17 protein-coding genes and 1 tRNA gene are annotated in these 17,401 nt (G+C 37.8%); 9 read left to right on the top strand and 9 right to left on the bottom strand.

Annotated features, from left to right (window positions below; all coding sequences use genetic code 11):
- Positions 1-4: 4 nt before the first annotated feature.
- Positions 5-820, top strand: a complete 816-nt coding sequence (locus tag ACSZOX_RS19505) for a 3-keto-disaccharide hydrolase (protein WP_437921867.1) — start codon at positions 5-7, stop codon at positions 818-820.
- Between the two features lie 142 nt (positions 821-962).
- Here the strand turns inward: ACSZOX_RS19505 and ACSZOX_RS19500 are convergent, their stop codons facing one another.
- On the bottom strand, positions 963-1,685 hold the full coding sequence (locus tag ACSZOX_RS19500; protein ID WP_437921866.1) for a YjjG family noncanonical pyrimidine nucleotidase: 723 nt from the start codon (positions 1,683-1,685) through the stop codon (positions 963-965).
- A 176-nt stretch (positions 1,686-1,861) separates the two neighbouring features.
- Here ACSZOX_RS19500 and ACSZOX_RS19495 point away from each other — a divergent pair, with 176 nt between their 5' ends.
- The 6 genes from ACSZOX_RS19495 to ACSZOX_RS19470 all read left to right on the top strand — a co-directional run bounded on the left by ACSZOX_RS19495 (position 1,862) and on the right by ACSZOX_RS19470 (position 6,259).
- Complete coding sequence (locus ACSZOX_RS19495) at positions 1,862-2,740, top strand: sensor histidine kinase (RefSeq protein WP_437921865.1); 879 nt, start codon at positions 1,862-1,864, stop codon at positions 2,738-2,740.
- Positions 2,730-3,440: a response regulator transcription factor gene (locus ACSZOX_RS19490; RefSeq protein ID WP_437921864.1), complete on the top strand. Its 711-nt coding sequence runs from the start codon at positions 2,730-2,732 to the stop codon at positions 3,438-3,440. Before ACSZOX_RS19495 ends, ACSZOX_RS19490 begins: the two co-directional genes overlap by 11 nt.
- Positions 3,441-3,446: 6 nt before the next feature.
- Positions 3,447-3,962, top strand: a complete 516-nt coding sequence (locus tag ACSZOX_RS19485; RefSeq protein ID WP_437921863.1) for a hypothetical protein — start codon at positions 3,447-3,449, stop codon at positions 3,960-3,962.
- On the top strand, positions 3,963-4,997 hold the full coding sequence (gene hemE / locus ACSZOX_RS19480; RefSeq protein ID WP_437921862.1) for a uroporphyrinogen decarboxylase: 1,035 nt from the start codon (positions 3,963-3,965) through the stop codon (positions 4,995-4,997).
- A gap of 44 nt (positions 4,998-5,041) precedes the next feature.
- The gene (locus tag ACSZOX_RS19475; RefSeq protein WP_437921861.1) at positions 5,042-5,593 is read left to right on the top strand and encodes a CopD family protein; all 552 of its coding nucleotides are present in this window, start codon (positions 5,042-5,044) and stop codon (positions 5,591-5,593) included.
- Between the two features lie 162 nt (positions 5,594-5,755).
- Positions 5,756-6,259, top strand: a complete 504-nt coding sequence (locus ACSZOX_RS19470) for a hypothetical protein (protein ID WP_437921860.1) — start codon at positions 5,756-5,758, stop codon at positions 6,257-6,259.
- 25 nt (positions 6,260-6,284) lie between these two features.
- Here the strand turns inward: ACSZOX_RS19470 and ACSZOX_RS19465 are convergent, their stop codons facing one another.
- From ACSZOX_RS19465 to ACSZOX_RS19450, 4 genes are all read right to left on the bottom strand, one after another.
- The gene (locus ACSZOX_RS19465) at positions 6,285-7,715 is read right to left on the bottom strand and encodes an NAD-dependent succinate-semialdehyde dehydrogenase (RefSeq protein WP_437921859.1); all 1,431 of its coding nucleotides are present in this window, start codon (positions 7,713-7,715) and stop codon (positions 6,285-6,287) included.
- 259 nt (positions 7,716-7,974) lie between these two features.
- Entirely contained in the window at positions 7,975-9,189 is a 1,215-nt protein-coding gene (locus ACSZOX_RS19460; RefSeq protein ID WP_437921858.1) for a bifunctional 3,4-dihydroxy-2-butanone-4-phosphate synthase/GTP cyclohydrolase II, read from the bottom strand.
- Between the two features lie 76 nt (positions 9,190-9,265).
- Positions 9,266-10,726, bottom strand: coding sequence for an LptF/LptG family permease (locus tag ACSZOX_RS19455; protein ID WP_437921857.1), 1,461 nt, complete (start codon positions 10,724-10,726; stop codon positions 9,266-9,268).
- A 125-nt stretch (positions 10,727-10,851) separates the two neighbouring features.
- Positions 10,852-11,229: an START-like domain-containing protein gene (locus ACSZOX_RS19450; protein WP_437921856.1), complete on the bottom strand. Its 378-nt coding sequence runs from the start codon at positions 11,227-11,229 to the stop codon at positions 10,852-10,854.
- 226 nt (positions 11,230-11,455) lie between these two features.
- Between ACSZOX_RS19450 and ACSZOX_RS19445 the strand changes: the two genes are divergently transcribed.
- Positions 11,456-11,529 (top strand) — tRNA-Met (locus ACSZOX_RS19445).
- Positions 11,530-11,698: 169 nt separating this feature from the next.
- On the top strand, positions 11,699-12,259 hold the full coding sequence (locus ACSZOX_RS19440; protein WP_437921855.1) for a C40 family peptidase: 561 nt from the start codon (positions 11,699-11,701) through the stop codon (positions 12,257-12,259).
- Between the two features lie 82 nt (positions 12,260-12,341).
- Here ACSZOX_RS19440 and ACSZOX_RS19435 read toward each other — a convergent pair whose 3' ends face one another.
- The 4 genes from ACSZOX_RS19435 to ACSZOX_RS19420 all read right to left on the bottom strand — a co-directional run bounded on the left by ACSZOX_RS19435 (position 12,342) and on the right by ACSZOX_RS19420 (position 17,317).
- Positions 12,342-13,676 (bottom strand): ankyrin repeat domain-containing protein, encoded by a 1,335-nt coding sequence (locus ACSZOX_RS19435; RefSeq protein WP_437921854.1) that lies wholly within the window; start codon positions 13,674-13,676, stop codon positions 12,342-12,344.
- A 9-nt stretch (positions 13,677-13,685) separates the two neighbouring features.
- A complete protein-coding gene (locus tag ACSZOX_RS19430; protein WP_437921853.1) occupies positions 13,686-14,882 on the bottom strand; it encodes an ankyrin repeat domain-containing protein in 1,197 nt (398 codons plus the stop codon).
- A gap of 441 nt (positions 14,883-15,323) precedes the next feature.
- A complete protein-coding gene (locus tag ACSZOX_RS19425; protein WP_437921852.1) occupies positions 15,324-15,749 on the bottom strand; it encodes a nuclear transport factor 2 family protein in 426 nt (141 codons plus the stop codon).
- Positions 15,750-16,621: 872 nt separating this feature from the next.
- Positions 16,622-17,317 carry a CPBP family intramembrane glutamic endopeptidase gene (locus ACSZOX_RS19420; protein WP_437921851.1) on the bottom strand — a complete coding sequence of 232 codons (696 nt, stop codon included), beginning with the start codon at positions 17,315-17,317 and terminating at the stop codon, positions 16,622-16,624.
- Between the last annotated feature and the right edge of the window lie 84 nt (positions 17,318-17,401).

The raw sequence follows: 17,401 nt of genomic DNA, 5'->3' as shown, positions 1-17,401 counted from the left end.
TTATATGAAGAGAAAATTTATTTACGCAATCAGTGCTGTTATGCTGTTGGTTGCGGTATCAAGTAAGGCCCAAAATAAAAATGTTGTGGCAACTGATGTACCTCCATATGAGATCCTAAATCTTCCTAAGGTCGATATCAAGAAATTTCCAAAAAATGCAGATGGAGCTTATGTGATTTTTGACGGTAAGTCATTAGATGGCTGGCGTGGATATAATAAAGAAAAAGTGCCCGCTAAATGGTCTATTGAAGATGGAACATTGAAATTTTCTAAAAATCCAGTAGGGGTAACCAATCCTGATGGTGGAGATCTTGTCTTCGCCTACGACTTCAAGAATTTTGAATTAGAGTTCGATTGGAAAATATCACAATCGGGTAATTCTGGTGTGTTTTTCCTTGCTAAGGAAGTTAAAGACCAGCCAATTTACATTTCTAGTCCAGAGTATCAATTGTTGGATAATGAAAATCACCCGGATGCGAAGATGGGAGTAGATGGAAACCGTAAATCAGGATCGTTGTACGATATGATTCCGGCGATACCCCAGAATGGTAATCCCGCAGGTGAATGGAATAAGGCAAAGATTGTCGTAAATAAAGGAAAAGTTACCCATTATCAAAATGGCGTAAAGGTGGTTGAATACGATTTGTGGACTCCAGCTTGGACAGCTCTTTTACAAGAAAGTAAATTCAGTCAGACAAAATGGCCTCTCGCTTTTGCATTGTTAAACCAAGTTGGTGGAAAAACAAAATCGGGGGTAATTGGATTTCAAGATCACGGTGACGACGTTTGGTTAAAGAATATTACGGTAAAGGTTTTGTAAGAATAAAGTGATGTAACAGCGTAAGCTGATACAAAGCCAGATTATATTTAAGGAGTTCCTTTTCATATAATCTGGCTTTTTGTATGATAAATAGCGTACCTATATGTTTGAAAATTTATCAAGATAGTACGCTTTTTTTAATTTAAAAGAAGGATTCAAGTTCTCCTAGATCTCGGATCATGTAGCGAACATCAGCTGGTTTTTCTGCTCCTATGGCATTAAAAAAAATAGCATCAATACCTACATTTTGTGCTCCTCTGATGTCGGCGTCGAGATTATCCCCAATCATGATCGATGTATCAATTACAGAAGAACTGTTGGATATCGCATAGTGGAAAATCTGAGGATTCGGTTTGTTGACACCTACATTTTCTGAAATAACAATTGTCTGAAAGTAATTCGAAAGATTACTATGCGCTAACTTTTTTTCACACGCTTCTTTGAATCCGTTGGAAATAAGATGAAGATTATATTTCGATTGTAAATAACGGAGTGTTTCATGGGCATTAGGAAAAAGATTCGTTTTGGTGGGACAAATAGCCAAATATTCGTCCTCAAAAGCCCAAGGGAATAATTGAGGAGAAAGGCCTAGTTGCTCAAATGTATCTTCAAAACGAGCTTTACGTAAAGTCGCCTTATCAATTCTTCCATGGTGATATTCATCCCATAGCCGATGGTTGTTGTACGTATAGGTATTAATGAAAACATCTGAATTCTGCTGTCCAGTCAATTTATCGAATCCATATTTGTAATATAAATCATGCAGCGTCTCTTGTGCATTGCGGTCAAAGTCCCAAATGGTGTGGTCTAGATCGAAGAAAATATCTTTTTTATCAAAAAACATATACAAACTTACATAATTCATTTTTATATGGTTGACACTAGTGTTATCAGCAGTGCTATTTTGTTGTTGTTACGTAGTTGTATTATACACTTGGTACAGCATTAGAGAAAGAGGTTTTTTCGTCTGAGTGTCAAAAAGTGTTTAGTATTTTCATACAGACCTACAAATGGTTATTTTTGCGTATCTTAATAACTTATATGAGGAGAGCCCTTGTTTTATTTTATTTTTTAGTTTTTTATGCTGTGATGCAGCTTGGCTGGTGGGGTTACCTTTTGGTGAGCTATGAGCCAGAACGCAGAGGGATGATCATTGGTGAGGGAATTTTTTTCCTCCTTATTTTTATCTGGGGTGCTATGCGTTTGAAAAAACTGTTTAGTAGAGAACATAAACAGCAACAACAACAGCAAAACTTTTTGCTATCCGTCACCCATGAACTAAAGTCTCCATTAGCGTCGGTAAAGCTTTATATTCAAACTATTCTAAAGAGAGATTTAGAAAGAGAACAGCAAAAAATGTTTTTGGCTAACTCCCTTAAAGACATCGAACGTTTAGATGATCTTGTGGAAAATGTTTTGCTTACTACGAAATTGGAAAACCGAAGTTTTAATTTACCCAAAGAAGAATTTAATTTTTCCGATGTGGTCAATAGCGTTGTAGATCGTTTGCAAAAAAATGCCTGTAGTTCGCAGGTTATTAAGCCAGATTTAGAACAGGATGTCACTATTCATGCAGATAAGTTTGCTATTACCAACGTCGTAAACAACTTGATTGAAAATGCAATTAAATATTCTCCTCCTTGTGCAAATGTCGTTGTACAATTGAAAAAGCTGGAAGACGGAAGGTTGACGTTTTCTGTTTCGGATCACGGTCCCGGCATTCCTGATGAGGAGAAGAAAAATATATTCAATAAGTTTTATCGTGTAGGAAATGAATCCACGCGTAAAACTAAAGGCACAGGTTTAGGGTTGTATATCGTGAAGACCGTATTACAAAAACACAATGCCTCAATAAAGGTAAAAGATAACGCTCCATCTGGGAGTATTTTTGAAGTAACATTTGAGAACTATGCAAACTAAACAACGCATACTTTTGGTAGAAGACGAAGAACATTTGTTAGAAGCTATCAAATTAAATCTTGAGTTAGAAGGCTATCGTGTAACAACAGCTACAGATGGGAAAAAGGCTCTTAAAATTTTTAAAGAAGAACGATTCAATTTACTCATTCTAGATGTTATGATTCCTGAAATTGACGGTTTTCAAGTAGCTGAAACTGTTCGATTACAGAATACGGAAGTCCCCATCATGTTTTTGACGGCAAAGAACAGCAGTGAAGATCGTATCACGGGGCTAAAAAAAGGTGCAGATGATTATCTGGTTAAGCCATTCAATTTGGAAGAACTGATTCTTCGGGTTGGCAATCTGATTCGTCGCGGACTTAAAGCGGATGATTTAAAAGAGTTTAATTCTTACAGCATAGGTGACAAAACAATCTATTTTAACTCCTATGAATTGCACCATACTGATGGCACAATAACCTCACTTACGAAGAAAGAAACGATGTTGTTGAAGCTGCTGATTGAGCGGAAGAACGAAGCTGTGTCGCGCGAACAAATTCTTGAAACGGTATGGAACTATGATGTTTATCCCTCAACTCGTACAATAGATAACTTCATATTGACTTTTAGAAAGTATTTTGAACCAGATCAGAAACATCCGGTATATTTTCATTCGATTCGAGGTGTAGGTTATAAGTTTACAGACACAGCGGCAGTATAACACGCAATGAATACACAATCTAGAATGATTGTCATCGCAATTGCGGTGGCATTTCTTCTTTATGCAGTTTATGCACAGCATTACAATTTTGCAATTTATATCTTAGGCGGTATAGGTTATCTCATTTGGGGGCATTTTCGGGAAGGTACGGTCTTTTTAGCGACCCAAGCTTTTCATAAGCAAGATTATGAGAAAACCGAGCGTTTATTGGCTGAAATAAAAAATCCGGATAATTTGCGTAAAGGGCGTCGTAACTATTATGAGTTTATGATGGGGAATATTTTATTGAAGAGAGATGAGGTTGACGAAGCCGAATATCATTTTCAATTGGCTTCTCGTTTACCTTGGAAACGGGATGCAGAAAAAGGATTCGTGTTTATCAATCTGGCGAATATAAGCTTGCGGAAAAAGAACTATGATCGAGTATCCGCTTATTTGGAATTGGCGAAAAAGTTAAAATTGACAGAAAGACAGTTGAGGATTGTTGAGAAAATAGAAGTAGAACTAAATAAAAATATCTAAGTGAACCAAATTTTAAAGAACGATTTATTCATAAAAGCTGCTTTATCGCAGGCTACAGAAAGACCTCCGGTATGGATGATGCGTCAAGCAGGACGTTTTATGCCCGAGTATTGGGAAATAAAAAACAAGTATAGTTTTTTAGAGATGTGTAAAACGCCTGAAATTGCAGCAGATGTCACCATGCTACCTGTTGATTTGTTGGGTATTGATGCCGCTATTCTATTTTCTGATATTCTGGTAACGGCGGAAGCAATGGGAGGCGATTTATCGTTCGAACAGGGTGTTGGTCCTCGTTTTAGTAATCCAGTTCGTACGCAAGCCGATGCCGATAGATTAGAGGTGAATTGTCTGGACAAGTTGGAATATGTGGCGGATGCAATCCGTGTTATACAACAGCGTCTAAACGGAAGCATACCTTTAATTGGATTTGCGGGAGCACCGTTCACGATATTAAGCTACTTGGTCGAAGGAGCTTCATCCAAAGATTTTAAATTGACGAAATTGCTGTTGAATAATGAACCTAAACTGGCACATCAAATTCTTCAGAAAATTGCAGATGTCACTATTCAATACCTGAATATGCAGATTGATGCTGGTGTAAATGCTGTGCAATTGTTTGATAGTTGGGCACTAGCGCTGTCATGGAATGACTATCGGGATTTTTCACATTATTACAATAAATATATTCTAGCAAATATAAAACGTTCTGTTCCTGTTATTTCGTTTTGTAAGGGTTCGTCTGTATTCGCACCAATGATGGCGGAAGCCAATCCAGACGTTATTTCTGTCGATTGGAATGCCGATCTTAAAAATATTAAACAGTCCTTGCCTCAAGGTATCGCAGTACAAGGGAATTTAGATCCATTTGTACTTTACGCGGAGAAAAGAGTGATCAAAGAAAAAATTCACCAATTATTTGAACGTATGCGTGGGGAAGATGGTTTTATATTTAATTTAGGGCATGGTATTATGCCGGATATTCCTTTCGATAACGTTAAATATGCGATCGATACGGTGAAAGAATATAGATATTAAAAGAATGTTGGGGGCGATTAGCCCCTCATTTTATCCTTTTTGACATGTTGTACCTATACGCAAAATCATTGCATATTATTTTTATGGTTTGTTGGATGGCAGGTCTATTCTATATGCCTCGCTTGTTTATTTACCATACAGAGGCGAAGGAAAAAACAGCGCTAGAGTACGAGATTTTGCATAAACAATTTAGTTTGATGGAGCGTCGCCTATGGTGGGTTATTGCTACTCCGGCCATGTATATTACCATTGCTTCTGCCATGACCATGTTGTATCTTTCCCCTGGATTACTCAGCCAAAGTTGGATGCATGTGAAGTTGGGCTTCGTTATCGGCTTAATTTTTTATCATTTCAAAAGTCAACATATTATGAAGCTTTTGGCAACAGGGCGTTGTTCTTGGACGTCATCGCAATTACGTCTTTGGAATGAGGTGTCCACTATTATTCTCTTTGCTATTGTATTTCTTGTTATTTTTAGATCGGCGGTTGATTGGATTTTTGGGGTTTTGGGATTATTGAGCTTAGCAGTCCTATTGATGATTCTAATTAAATTGTATAAAAGATATCGCAAATCAAAAGGAGAACATATAGACTAAAAAAAAAAAGCTACTGTGGATGAATGGCTCACGAAAGTAGAATACAAACACGAATGAAAATACGCTAGACATTCCATATGACCTTTAAAAAACAAACCGAGTGAAACGAGCTCATTTATTCCAATGAAATAAATGTAACACTTAATAAATATTAATTTACGTATGAAAAATATCAGTTTACTCTTCATTTCAATTCTATTTACTCTTGTAGCCAAATCGCAGGAGCAACATGCTTGGGCATTTGGATTTTACGGCGATGTCCAACTCGAATCTCCGACATATAATGGTGCTTTCGGAATTCAAGGAAAGTATGACTTTGGTAGATTTTCATCTGCCCAAGCGCAGGTTTTTGGACGAAACGGTTACGTTTCAGTTGGGGCTGATTATTTGTTCTCTTTTTTAGATAGAGAGAAAACGAATTTTAATGTGTTTTTAGGGGGAGGAATTGGTCAGGATTTTTATAGATATAATGAAATCGCCGGGGAGAAAATTGTGCCTGAGCAAAAGGAAAATCATACGGTAGCTAATGGTCAGGTGGGGCTAAGCTATTATTTCCCCTCTGTAAATTTATCGCTTTATGCAGGTTATAAAGTAAAATATAATTTGGATTGGGAAGAGGTAGATCCAAATTATGTGATGTTTGGAATACGCTATCATCTTTGGTAAAAAACGTTGATTAAAAATCAACGTTTTAGGTGCCAAAACAAAGGTATTTTACCTCTAAATATTCTGATAAACCATGGCTCGATCCCTCGCGGCCTAGACCTGATTGTTTAACTCCTCCAAAAGGCGCTGATGCATTCGAAACCATGCCTGTGTTTATTCCTACCATTCCCGACTCAATTTGTTCGGATACACGCTGACAACGGTATATGTTCGTAGAATAAAAGTAAGCTGCTAAACCGAACGGTGTGTCGTTCGCTAGGCGAATCGCTTCTTCTTCTGTTTCGAATGGAAATAACGCGCATACGGGACCGAAGGTTTCCTCTTTCGCGATGAGTGCATCATGAGAAACGTCTGTTAATATTGTAGGCTCAAAAAATAGGTCTTTTATGGGATTCCCTCCGAAAGCTATCTTTGCTCCTTTCTCCACGGCATCTGCCACATGTTGTTTTACTTTGTCCAAGCCTTTTACGTTGATCAGTGGACCTACCTGTATGTTATTCTCCATCCCATTGCCGACACGGAGTTTTGAAACCTCTGCACTCAGCTTTTGGGCGAACTCCTGATAGATGCTGCGTTGAACGTAGAATCTGTTGACCGCTACGCAAGTTTGTCCCGCATTCCTAAATTTTCCTGCGATGGCTCCTTTAACAGCTTCATCAATATCGGCATCGTCAAATACGATAAACGGTGCATTTCCGCCCAATTCCATAGAAACTCTTTTAATCGTACCAGCTGCTTGCTGCATTAAAATACTGCCGACTTTTGTGGAACCTGTAAAAGAGATCTTACGTATTGCAGGGTTGGATGCTAGTTCGTTGCCAATTCCGTTGCTGTCTGTTGATGTTATAATATTTAATACTCCTTTGGGAAGACCTGCGATTTCTGTCAATCGAGCTAAGGCAATAGCTGAGAACGGCGTTTGCGATGCTGGTTTAAGAATGACGGTACAACCTGCAACGAGCGCAGGTGCAATTTTTCGGGTAATCATAGCTAATGGAAAATTCCAAGGGGTAATAGCGGCTACCACACCTACGCCTTGTTTGATCGTAAGAAGACGTGTACCTTCCTTTAAAGCAGGTATGGTTTCACCATAGGTGCGTTTACCTTCTTCGGCATACCATTCCATATACGAATTGGCATAGTCAACTTCTACCAGAGATTCGGTCAGCGGCTTTCCACATTCTTTAGTCATGATTTCCGCGAGTTCCGTTTTGTATTCATTAATCAGTTCGAAAATTTTTCGGACAAGTGTTGTTCGTTCTCCTATGGTTGTTTTTTGCCATTGTTTCCATGCATTTTCAGCAGCATTAATGGCTGTTTGACAATCTTTCACAGTGAGATCAGGAACATGGCCTAAAGGGAGCAATGTTGCAGGGTTAATAACAGGAAACGTTTTTTCACTGTGGACGAACTTTCCGTCAATATATGCTTTTTCTATAAATAGGGTGCTGTTCATAAAATTCCTTTTTAATTTCTAACGTTTGGTAAGATGAACTGTTTTGATGAATGCTATTTTCTATAATCCTTTTTGTTGTTATGTCGATGTTTAAGCTAATCCTTTTATTTAATAATGAAGGATTGAGGAAAGACGAGTCATGTTTATAAAGAAATTGCCAAGAAAAAATCTTTAAAAAAGGATTTTCTTGGCAACGGCTTTATTTATGTAAGAATAATTAGGCGAATAATGCGAGCTCGCTATTCGTTAACGCACCACATTAGCTGTCTTTCAGAATCGAGTGTCCCATTCGGTCTCTTTTTGTTTTAAGATAACCCTCATTATAGGGGTTAGGTTCGATCTCTATTGGGACATTTTCTACAACTTCTAACCCATACCCGACGAGGCCAGCACGTTTTGTTGGATTGTTAGATAATAGTCGCATTTTTGTAACGCCCATATGACGAAGAATTTGAGCTCCCACACCGTAATCCCGCAAATCAGCTTTAAAGCCCAATTGTAAATTTGCATCCACGGTATCTACCCCCTGTTCCTGAAGTTTATAGGCGTGTAATTTGTTAATTAGTCCTATTCCGCGCCCTTCTTGGTTCATGTATACGATAATCCCTTTTCCTTCATTTTGAATTATCTCCATCGATTTATGAAGCTGTGGTCCACAATCGCATCGGCAAGATCCAAAAATATCACCGGTGATACAAGAACTGTGCACACGTACTAAGATCGATTCATTTTCCTCCCATTCGCCCTTGTATAAGGCCAGATGTTGCTCTCCTGTATTTTTTTGAGTGAAAGCCTTCAGTTTAAATTCTCCCCATTGTGTCGGCATGTTTACCGTTTCTTCCTCCTGAATTAAGGAATCGTTTTTCAGGCGGTATTCAATAAGATCTTTTATACTGATTATTTTCAAATCAAAACGTTTAGCAACCTCCATAAGGTCAGGGAGGCGAGCCATTTCACCATCTTCCTTTAGTATTTCAACGAGAACGCCAGCAGGCTCAAATCCAGCAAGACGTGCGATGTCTACAGAAGCTTCTGTATGTCCTGTCCGGCGCAATACCCCACCATCTTTTGCAATAAGAGGGAATATATGTCCTGGACGGCCTAATTCTTCTGGATGTATATTCGGATCTATTAAGGCTTTTATTGTTTTTGAACGATCGGATGCAGATATTCCGGTAGTACATCCGTATCCTTGAAGATCGACAGATACAGTAAAATTGGTTTCGTACACTGCTGTATTCTCTCCAACCATTAAATTTAGGTTAAGCTCGTTGCAGCGTTCCTGTGTAAGAGGTGCACATACAAGTCCGCGTCCATGTGTAGCCATAAAGTTGATCACATCAGGAGTTGCATTGCGGGCTGCGGTCACAAAATCTCCTTCGTTCTCACGATCCTCATCATCCACTATAATAATGACCTTTCCAGCTTTGATATCTTCAATAGCTTCTTCGATCGTATTTAATTTTATATCCATGTTGTGTTAGTCTTTCTTTGCAAAGGTAGATTTCTTTCATCGCTTTTGTATAATTCACTTGTCAAAAAGCGATCTACTAATGTTGCAACTTTTTATCGAATCTGCTCGTAACCCATTTCCACAGCATCTGTACTTTTAACTTATACTGATCGATATCGAACAGAGAAGAGTCTGTTGTCGATTTGTAGGTTAAGAACACAGCAAGTGGAGTAAGTACAAAAATTGCCATCCACATACCTAGAATTGGATCAAGACTGCCATCCTTGGCTGCTTTTTCTGCCATCGTCGAAATGATATGGTAAATTAAGAAGAAAATGATGGCAACAACCACAGGTAAGCCTAATCCACCTTTTCGGATTATGGCACCAAGAGGAGCTCCAATAGCAAAGAGTAAGAGACAAGACACCGCCAAGGTGAATTTACGATGAAACTCAATATGGTAGCGAATGTCTTTATCTGTATAGGCCTTGTATTCAGGTTCCTTCATGTCAAAGATGTTGTTTAGCTGTTGTACCTGTCCTAAGGCATTGCTAATAATGCTCCTTCGTTGCTCAGGCGTTACATATCCCTCCAAAAAATTGTCAAACTTCTTTACCGAAACCGGTTTTACGGTTGCTTCGTGATAATATGGCGAAAGATAAGTGATGTAATTTTTAGTTTCCGAAAAAATAAGTCTAGAGACGCTATCTATTTGAATTTTATTTGAGTCGGTATAGAGTTTTAATTGTTTTAGATTCAACATTGAATGGTGTGTCTTAAATAGACTTTCATCCGTACGTTTCATCTGAAATGCTTCCATATCAAATTTTTGCTCGGTTTCTTTGAAGCGAAAGCGTGTGAATTGTTGACGTGGATCGTATCGTTTGGCATTTCTAGATCGTTGTTCTTCATAGCGGACCCCATCCTTAAGCCGAAGGATCATGTAGTTATTATCTGCGGAATTCTGCATGAAGCCTTCTTTCGCTAATAGTACGTTGTTCGCTGCGTTACCCGCCTTGTTATGATCATAAATCATTAAATCATATAAGATTGTGCCGTTTTCACTTTTGCTTTTGGCGCGGATGGAATAGCCAGGAATTGTAGCATTGAAGATACCAGGTTTGATAAGGAAATCTGCTTTTTTGTTTCGAACATCCCACAATAAAGAACCCATTTTTAGGTTCACTACGGGTAGGATGTAGTCAGAAAATATAAAAGAACCTCCCGCAAAGAGAGCAACTAGAAAAATTAAAGGTGTCATGGCCTTCCTTAAGGAATAACCAGCGGCTTTGATAGCTACGAGTTCATAGCTCTCACCGAGATTACCAAAAGTCATGATCGAGGATAGTAACATGGCTAATGGGAGCGCCATCGATAACTGAACAGCACATTGGTAGCCAATTAGTTCCATTAATACATACCATTCAAATCCTTTTCCGATCAGGTCATCAATATATTTGAACAAAAAAAGCATTAAAAGAACAAACATTACAATGCAAAAACAGACCAAAAATGGTCTTATAAATGCCTGTAAAATTAATAAGTGTATCTTTTTCATATCAGCACCAAATTTCCTTACGAAATTCCATAACAAAGATATGCTTTTTTTCGTAAGCTTCTGTTTTTTAAGCAAACGGTATGCAGATACACTCGAGTATTTTGTAGAGGTATGGTGATGATTTTTTATGCACCAATTACACTTTGCAGATAGCCTATTGAGTTATCCCAGATCTTCTTTCTGTCTTCCAGATTGTCTGATTTTACAAAGTCTGTAATAGATAGAGCGACATCATTGGTCAACTCGTCTTGTATGATTTCAATTTCAAAGTAATAAGGGTCATCCTCTATCCACTTAAAACGGACAGATTTGTTTTCTTTACTAGAAATAAGCTTGGCACGGTTTACCTCATCATCCCATACAAATTCATAAATACCATCCCTGTAATTTACGTCATCTGCAAACCATTGGGACAAGGCATTGGGTTCCTGTATATAGGGGAATAAAATTCGAGGCGACGAATTAATGATATATTCTAAATGAATTTCAATTTTTTGTTCCATATAGTTTGTTTTGGCTAACACAAAATCTCCATTGTTGATGTTTGTAATAATACAATTTTATTTTTGTAATCAAAATAGAATGTAAAATTAATTTTATTGATTCTAGGAAAATGATTTTATTTTATTTATAATGAGAATGTTGTATATTTCTGTTGAAGAAAATATTGTGAAAATAAATTTTTCCTTGGCATATCATGACTATTTGCTATATTTGCATCACGAAAACGGCGGGGTAGCTCAGATGGTTAGAGCGCAGGATTCATAACCCTGAGGTCGGCAGTTCGATCCTGCTCCCCGCTACATTATTAAAGCTTCAACTAAAATTGAAGCTTTTTTATTTAATACACATTTCTGAATCTGACCATTCCTGATTGCATGAGATGTTCTTCTGCCTTATATAACCGTGGTTGATATATGGTTAACATGTTATAAAATAGCAGATTGCGATATTTTGTTTACCTTTGTGTTTATGGGAATAATTACTGGTTGGAAAAGAATTTACCTGACGATTCTTCTTTCTACGTTCTTTTTGTGTATCCGTGCGGATTATTTTGCAAAATCAGTTCGTATTTGTAGAATACAAGATAAAGATGGAGTAACTCTGCAGTCTCCTGATGATGAGAATAAGCCTAAAGCCGTTGTTTCAATTGCGAAAAAATTATTAGGAATAGGTTATAAATATGGTGCGGCAAGTCCGTCGCATGGTTTTGACTGCTCTGGATTTGTATATTATGTATTTAAGCAAATTGACATTACTATACCAAGGAGTTCATCAGCGATCGGGCAAGTGGGTAAGACTATTCCATTGTCGGACGCCAAGGCAGGTGATATTATTCTGTTCACAGGAACGAATCCTGCCAGAAGATCAATTGGACATGTGGGCATTGTTCTTTCTAATGACAATAAGTTATGCTTTATTCACGCAAGCTCCGGTAAAGCACAGGCTGTAACAGAGACGATGTTGGAAGGTAGTTACAAGAAGCGGTTTATGAAAGTCGTACGGGTACTAGGGGAACAAAACGTTTTGTGAGTTCAATTTGTTGCATTAATATACGACACTTCTCTTTTTTAATCGATAAACAGAGAAGTGTCTCTGTTTATCGATTAATCCGCTAACCGTTAAGTATTTTACTTTTCTCTGTGTCAAACTCTGTTTGTGTTAGAATGCCAGCGTCTAGCAATTCTTTGAGCTCCATTAGCTGCTTTTTTTTATCAGAAATGCTATTCGATGAAGAGGGGGCTGTGTTCTTTGCATTTGCGACAGTAGTATTTCCAATACTTGAACCATATTTCAGTAGCAATTCCGTTATTTCATTATAACCCTTGATATTTGCATAATCGATTGCTTTCTGCTCCTTGCGATTAACCAAATGAGGGTCAGCTCCCTGTTCCAATAGATAGCGCGTAATATCTTTTTTTCCATTTACAGCAGCATAATGCAAGGCTGTATTGCCAGATTCATCTTGTATATCCACAGAAGCGCCACGCTCTAGTAGAAGTTTAACCATACTGAAGTGTCCGTTTTTTACGGCGAGATGGAGAAGACTCTCGCCTCCTTGAATCTGCGTAGTTTTTAAACTAAATTCAGCATTGAGTGTACTATTGTTCGCCGTTTCTATCCAGTCAAGATAGCCATATAATACTTGATCGTTTCCTGTTATAGGTCTACTGTAGTTCGGGTCTAGCCCTCTATCGATAAAGAGGTTCACAATTTCTTTTTGATTATGTCCACACGCATACCAAAGAGGAGAGAGCCCGTCATTAGAAGTTGCAAAAATGTCTGCTCCAGCTTCAATAAGGACCGTAATTGCAGTTTTGTTAGCCTGATGACAAGCGAATAATAAAGCATTTTCGCCATGATGATTCACGTGGTTGATGTCAACACCTTCCTCGATAAGTTGCTTCATAATGGGGAGACTTTTATGTTGAGTTGCAATAAGGATCGATGAGTTCCCTTGTTTGTCCGCTGCATTTATATTTGCTCCGTTGCGGATAAGAAGTTTCACAAGCTCTATGTAACGATAGTTTGAAGCTACGAGTAGAGGTGTTCGCGCTTCATTATTCTCTGCGTCTACCGGGATTCCCTTTTGAATGACAAGTTCAGCAAGCTCGATCTGTCCATTCTGTGCGGCAATATGGAGTAGGCTATTTCCCCCGAAGTCGTTGATCTCTACACGAGCCCCTTGTTCTATCAAATAAATTGCTGTTTGTTTTTGTTTTTGCAAAAAAGCAAAGTAGAGAGGCGTTTCTCCTTGGTGATCTTCGTAATCTAAGTCAGCGCCAGCTCCCACTAAAGATTTTACGAGATCAATGTAGCCTCGGTGTGCAGCATAATGCAAAGCAGTACGACCTTTCTCATCAGTGTATTTTACATCAACTTCTTTGTTATTAAGTAGCAGTTCTGCTATTTTTCGTTTGCCGCTTTCGCAGGCTATAATAAATGACATGGACATCGTTTATTTCTCCTTTTGTGAATGTAAGATTAAGAGTTCAACGGTTTTTGTTTTTAGATTGTCTGCGGAGGCTAGCATCAGTGCCGTTTGTTCTTTATTATTGGTCAATTGGCTGTCCGCGCCCGCCTCCAATAACATTTTGACCTTTTTATAGATATCTTTTGCTACCTGTTGGTCATAATTGCAATTGACAGCACAAACTTTATGTAAAAGTGTATTTCCTTGATCATCCGTTTGATTAATATCGGGCATAGTTAGCCTTAATGCTAAATCAAGGACGATAGGGTTTTTCTCTGCAACCCAATCCCAGCCAGATTTGGGTACATGATAATGTAAGCTTGTCGCATTCAAATCCGCTCCATCTTCAAGGAGTTTGGTAAGTAACAAAGGATTCGTCTCATAGGATCCGTGTAACATGCGAAGATGTTCATGAAGTACGCTTTTTCCTTCTTTATTGCGTTGATCGAAATCTATAGACTCAAATGCAGATAGTTTGTTGTAAATATCGAGGTCTAGTTTGTGAACAATGGCGTAGAAGAAAGCCGAATTCCCTTCAGCATCCTGATCGTTTGGACTTGACCCTTGTTCAAGTAGTAGATCCAATAGCTGTTTTTTATTGCTTTCTATCGCCATATGCAAAGCCGTTTTTTTGACAATATTTCGGTCTTGTATATCTAATCCTTCGGCCAAAAGCAACTTTACATAATCAACTAACTTCTCCGCAGGGGCCCGGCAATATTTGATTACAGTGTGGAGTAATGTTTCTTCTGCGTTATTTCGAATATCGGTACGTAAACCGGCATCTATAAGTGCTTTAACTATCGGTAACGGAGCTTCCACTTCAAAAGCATAAGATAATAGGGTGTATTCATCTACCTCGTCTTGTAAGTTTTCTGCATGTGTTAATAAGAATTGGAGCAGATCGAGTAAATCCGTATCGGGATTAATTGATTTAAATATGGGATAATATATGCTTTCTCGAAAATTCTCAAATTCGTATATATCATTGGGAATATCTCCATGTTCCACAAGCGCTCTGATTAGTGAATAACCTTTATCTCTCATAATTTGATGAAAGAAGAAAGGTAAATTTTGCGAATGCATAGATGCGGGGATCCCTTGTCCGCTCTGTAACAAGGAAACCGCCTCTTCAAATTCTCGACGGTTTACTGCTTGAATAAAAGGTGTTTTTTCTGACATAATGGAATAATATCGATACGGTCTGTGTACAACTAAGACGTGCTTATGGATTATTTTTTTATTACGTTACAAGTAGGATGCCAAAAAGTAAGACTGATATTGATTTTTAACAAGTGATACGGTCGTGAATCCGTTTTAGAATCAGGTTTTTATAAAAAATATCTCCTAAATTATAGATTATAAACTTTTAGTATGAAGTCTCCGTTGGTTAATCTTCATGGCCTGTTTTATCTGTCTAAACAGAACGCTATGATCAAGTTTAATACAGTTTCAGGACGATCCATGGTAACATGATTAGTCGCTGACCCGTATTCCTTGGTAAGGACGGCAGCAGCGGCGAGAAATACAAATAAATAAGCCTGCGGGAGCAGGCTTATAACTAAACTAAACAACGAAATGTCTCACGACATGTCCTATAATTGAAACAAACTTTAATAATTCTTAAGGATAAGTTGTTACCACCTTGCTTACCTTCCAGCCATCTTCGTTTTGGTTCAAGGTAATGTAATCTACACGAGTGAAGTGTTCAAATTTCATTATTGCTTTCGCTACACAAGCTTGACCACTCTGATCTAAAATTTCATAGGTTGTCTCGCAATTGAACTTAATCCCTTTATGCGCTTTCAAGAAGCTTGTATACTCTCTTTTGTTGAATCGAAGATTATTGACCGTATTTCGGTATTCAAAATCATCAGCAAAGAGGTACTTATTCAATTCAATGCTACCTAAAGTCGTGGCTTCTAGATAGGTGGTAATAATTTTTGCGGATTCCACATTGCGAAGTGGATTTGTTTTTTCCACCGCAAAAGACTGAAATGATATCATCAAGATGAATGCGGTTACGATGGATGTGATTGTGGTTTTCATAGTTAAATTTTTAGTATTGTTATTCATTTGTTTTATCAACAAATCGTTCTTTTCTATCTCGGCCTCTGTTTTGTCTATTCAAAATTAGCTGGAAGATCTATCTTGTTGAATATCAATTAGACGGGGCTCCTGAAAAACTCGGTGAATACCGAAGAAATGTCGGTGAAACACTTTTTGCGAAATGGGAAAAAGACTGTGTTGATCATACTACTTTGTTTTATAATTTCCTTGTGCCAAGATGTAAACAAGGAGATGACCATTTTTGTAATTATCTTATTTTGAGATACTTTTGTTGGTTCGTGTTTTTTGACCTCGTTCGATAATGAACAAATTCATGTTCGTAATCGAACAGATCGATTTTTATGCTGCTAGGCGAGCTCGTCTTGCTCCTTAATATAGGTTTATCAAGTTGTGCGCGGAAAATGAAAAATCCTGAAACGGGGAGCTTCAGGATTTTTACTAACTAACCAATTATTAACCTAAATTATGAATTGTGTAATTTATAGCAAATGATATGCCAATTTTAACTGAATTTACGATTTAGCACATGTAATTATGACGGAAAAAGCCATTCGTTACGAATGGCTTTTTCTTAGGTAGATGGAGTGAAATTAGGACAGTATAATTTTTTAGAGGCTCTTCGGCGGCTAGTGTCCTGCGTATAGACTTCTAATGGACAAATCGATCAATATATTTTAAAATGGCTCGTTTTTTGTATCTATCTAAAAATAAGATAGGAACCAAGTGGATTCTCAATCTACTTATTATATAAATTTTTTCGTTTTTGTTGTTTAGTAATCTAGTGTTTGCCCAAGAACCTCGCAAGGACAGCGGGGTGTTTGGGCGCTTAACCAACTTTCGTTTTACAATTACTATCCGATTTCCTGTATTTCTTGTGATTTCCCTTTTCTCTTAGACCAAATCATAAACCCGACCCAAACTGTGAGTAAAATTACAATAAGTGTGATCTCTGTCCCATGAATACCGTTCCTGAAAAAATTATTTAGCGAATGAAAGCCGGCGACGGCTAGTAACGAGTGTGTTTTTTTATATACTTTTCCTATTCCCCAAGTACCTGCAAGAATAATAAAGAAGAAAATTATATTTCCCGTATTCCATGCAAAATTGAGATGCCAAACAAACCAAAGTATAGCGATGAGAAGATTAGCGTAAATTATAGGAAGCTTTGCGAGCTGTTCTTGTAGAAATCCGCGCCAACCAATTTCCTCTAATAAGCCATATAGCAAGACCGTAAACATAAGTAGCAAAGGAAAATTTCCTTCTTGTACATAATAAACAGTAGCAATCAATAGTGCAGGAAAAATCGTATAGACAATAAGCGGGATCCAAATTGTAGCATATGTTCCTTTAAGAGACAAGTTTGTCGGAATACGAAATACTACGAAGGTAATAAGTGCACCTAAAGTTGGGCCGATTCCAAGTAACAAAATATGTAGATAGCCATTGTCGATGTCTTTCAAAAAGTCGGTTTTAGCGCCGACATAACGGCACAATACGGCGATAATGTAAAATAAACCAATGGCAAAATACTTGTTTCTTGCTTTCATTTTTTCTGTGTCTAGTTGTTGTTTGGAATCTTTGGCGATTAAAATAGCTACTGCGTTCTGCTGTGGACCATTATTTAATCGTAT

This window comes from Sphingobacterium sp. LRF_L2 (genome assembly GCF_965644235.1).
In the GTDB taxonomy this organism is placed as follows: domain Bacteria; phylum Bacteroidota; class Bacteroidia; order Sphingobacteriales; family Sphingobacteriaceae; genus Sphingobacterium.
Note: the sequence above shows the minus strand (reverse complement) of the source record. Positions and strands in the feature narration are given on the sequence as shown.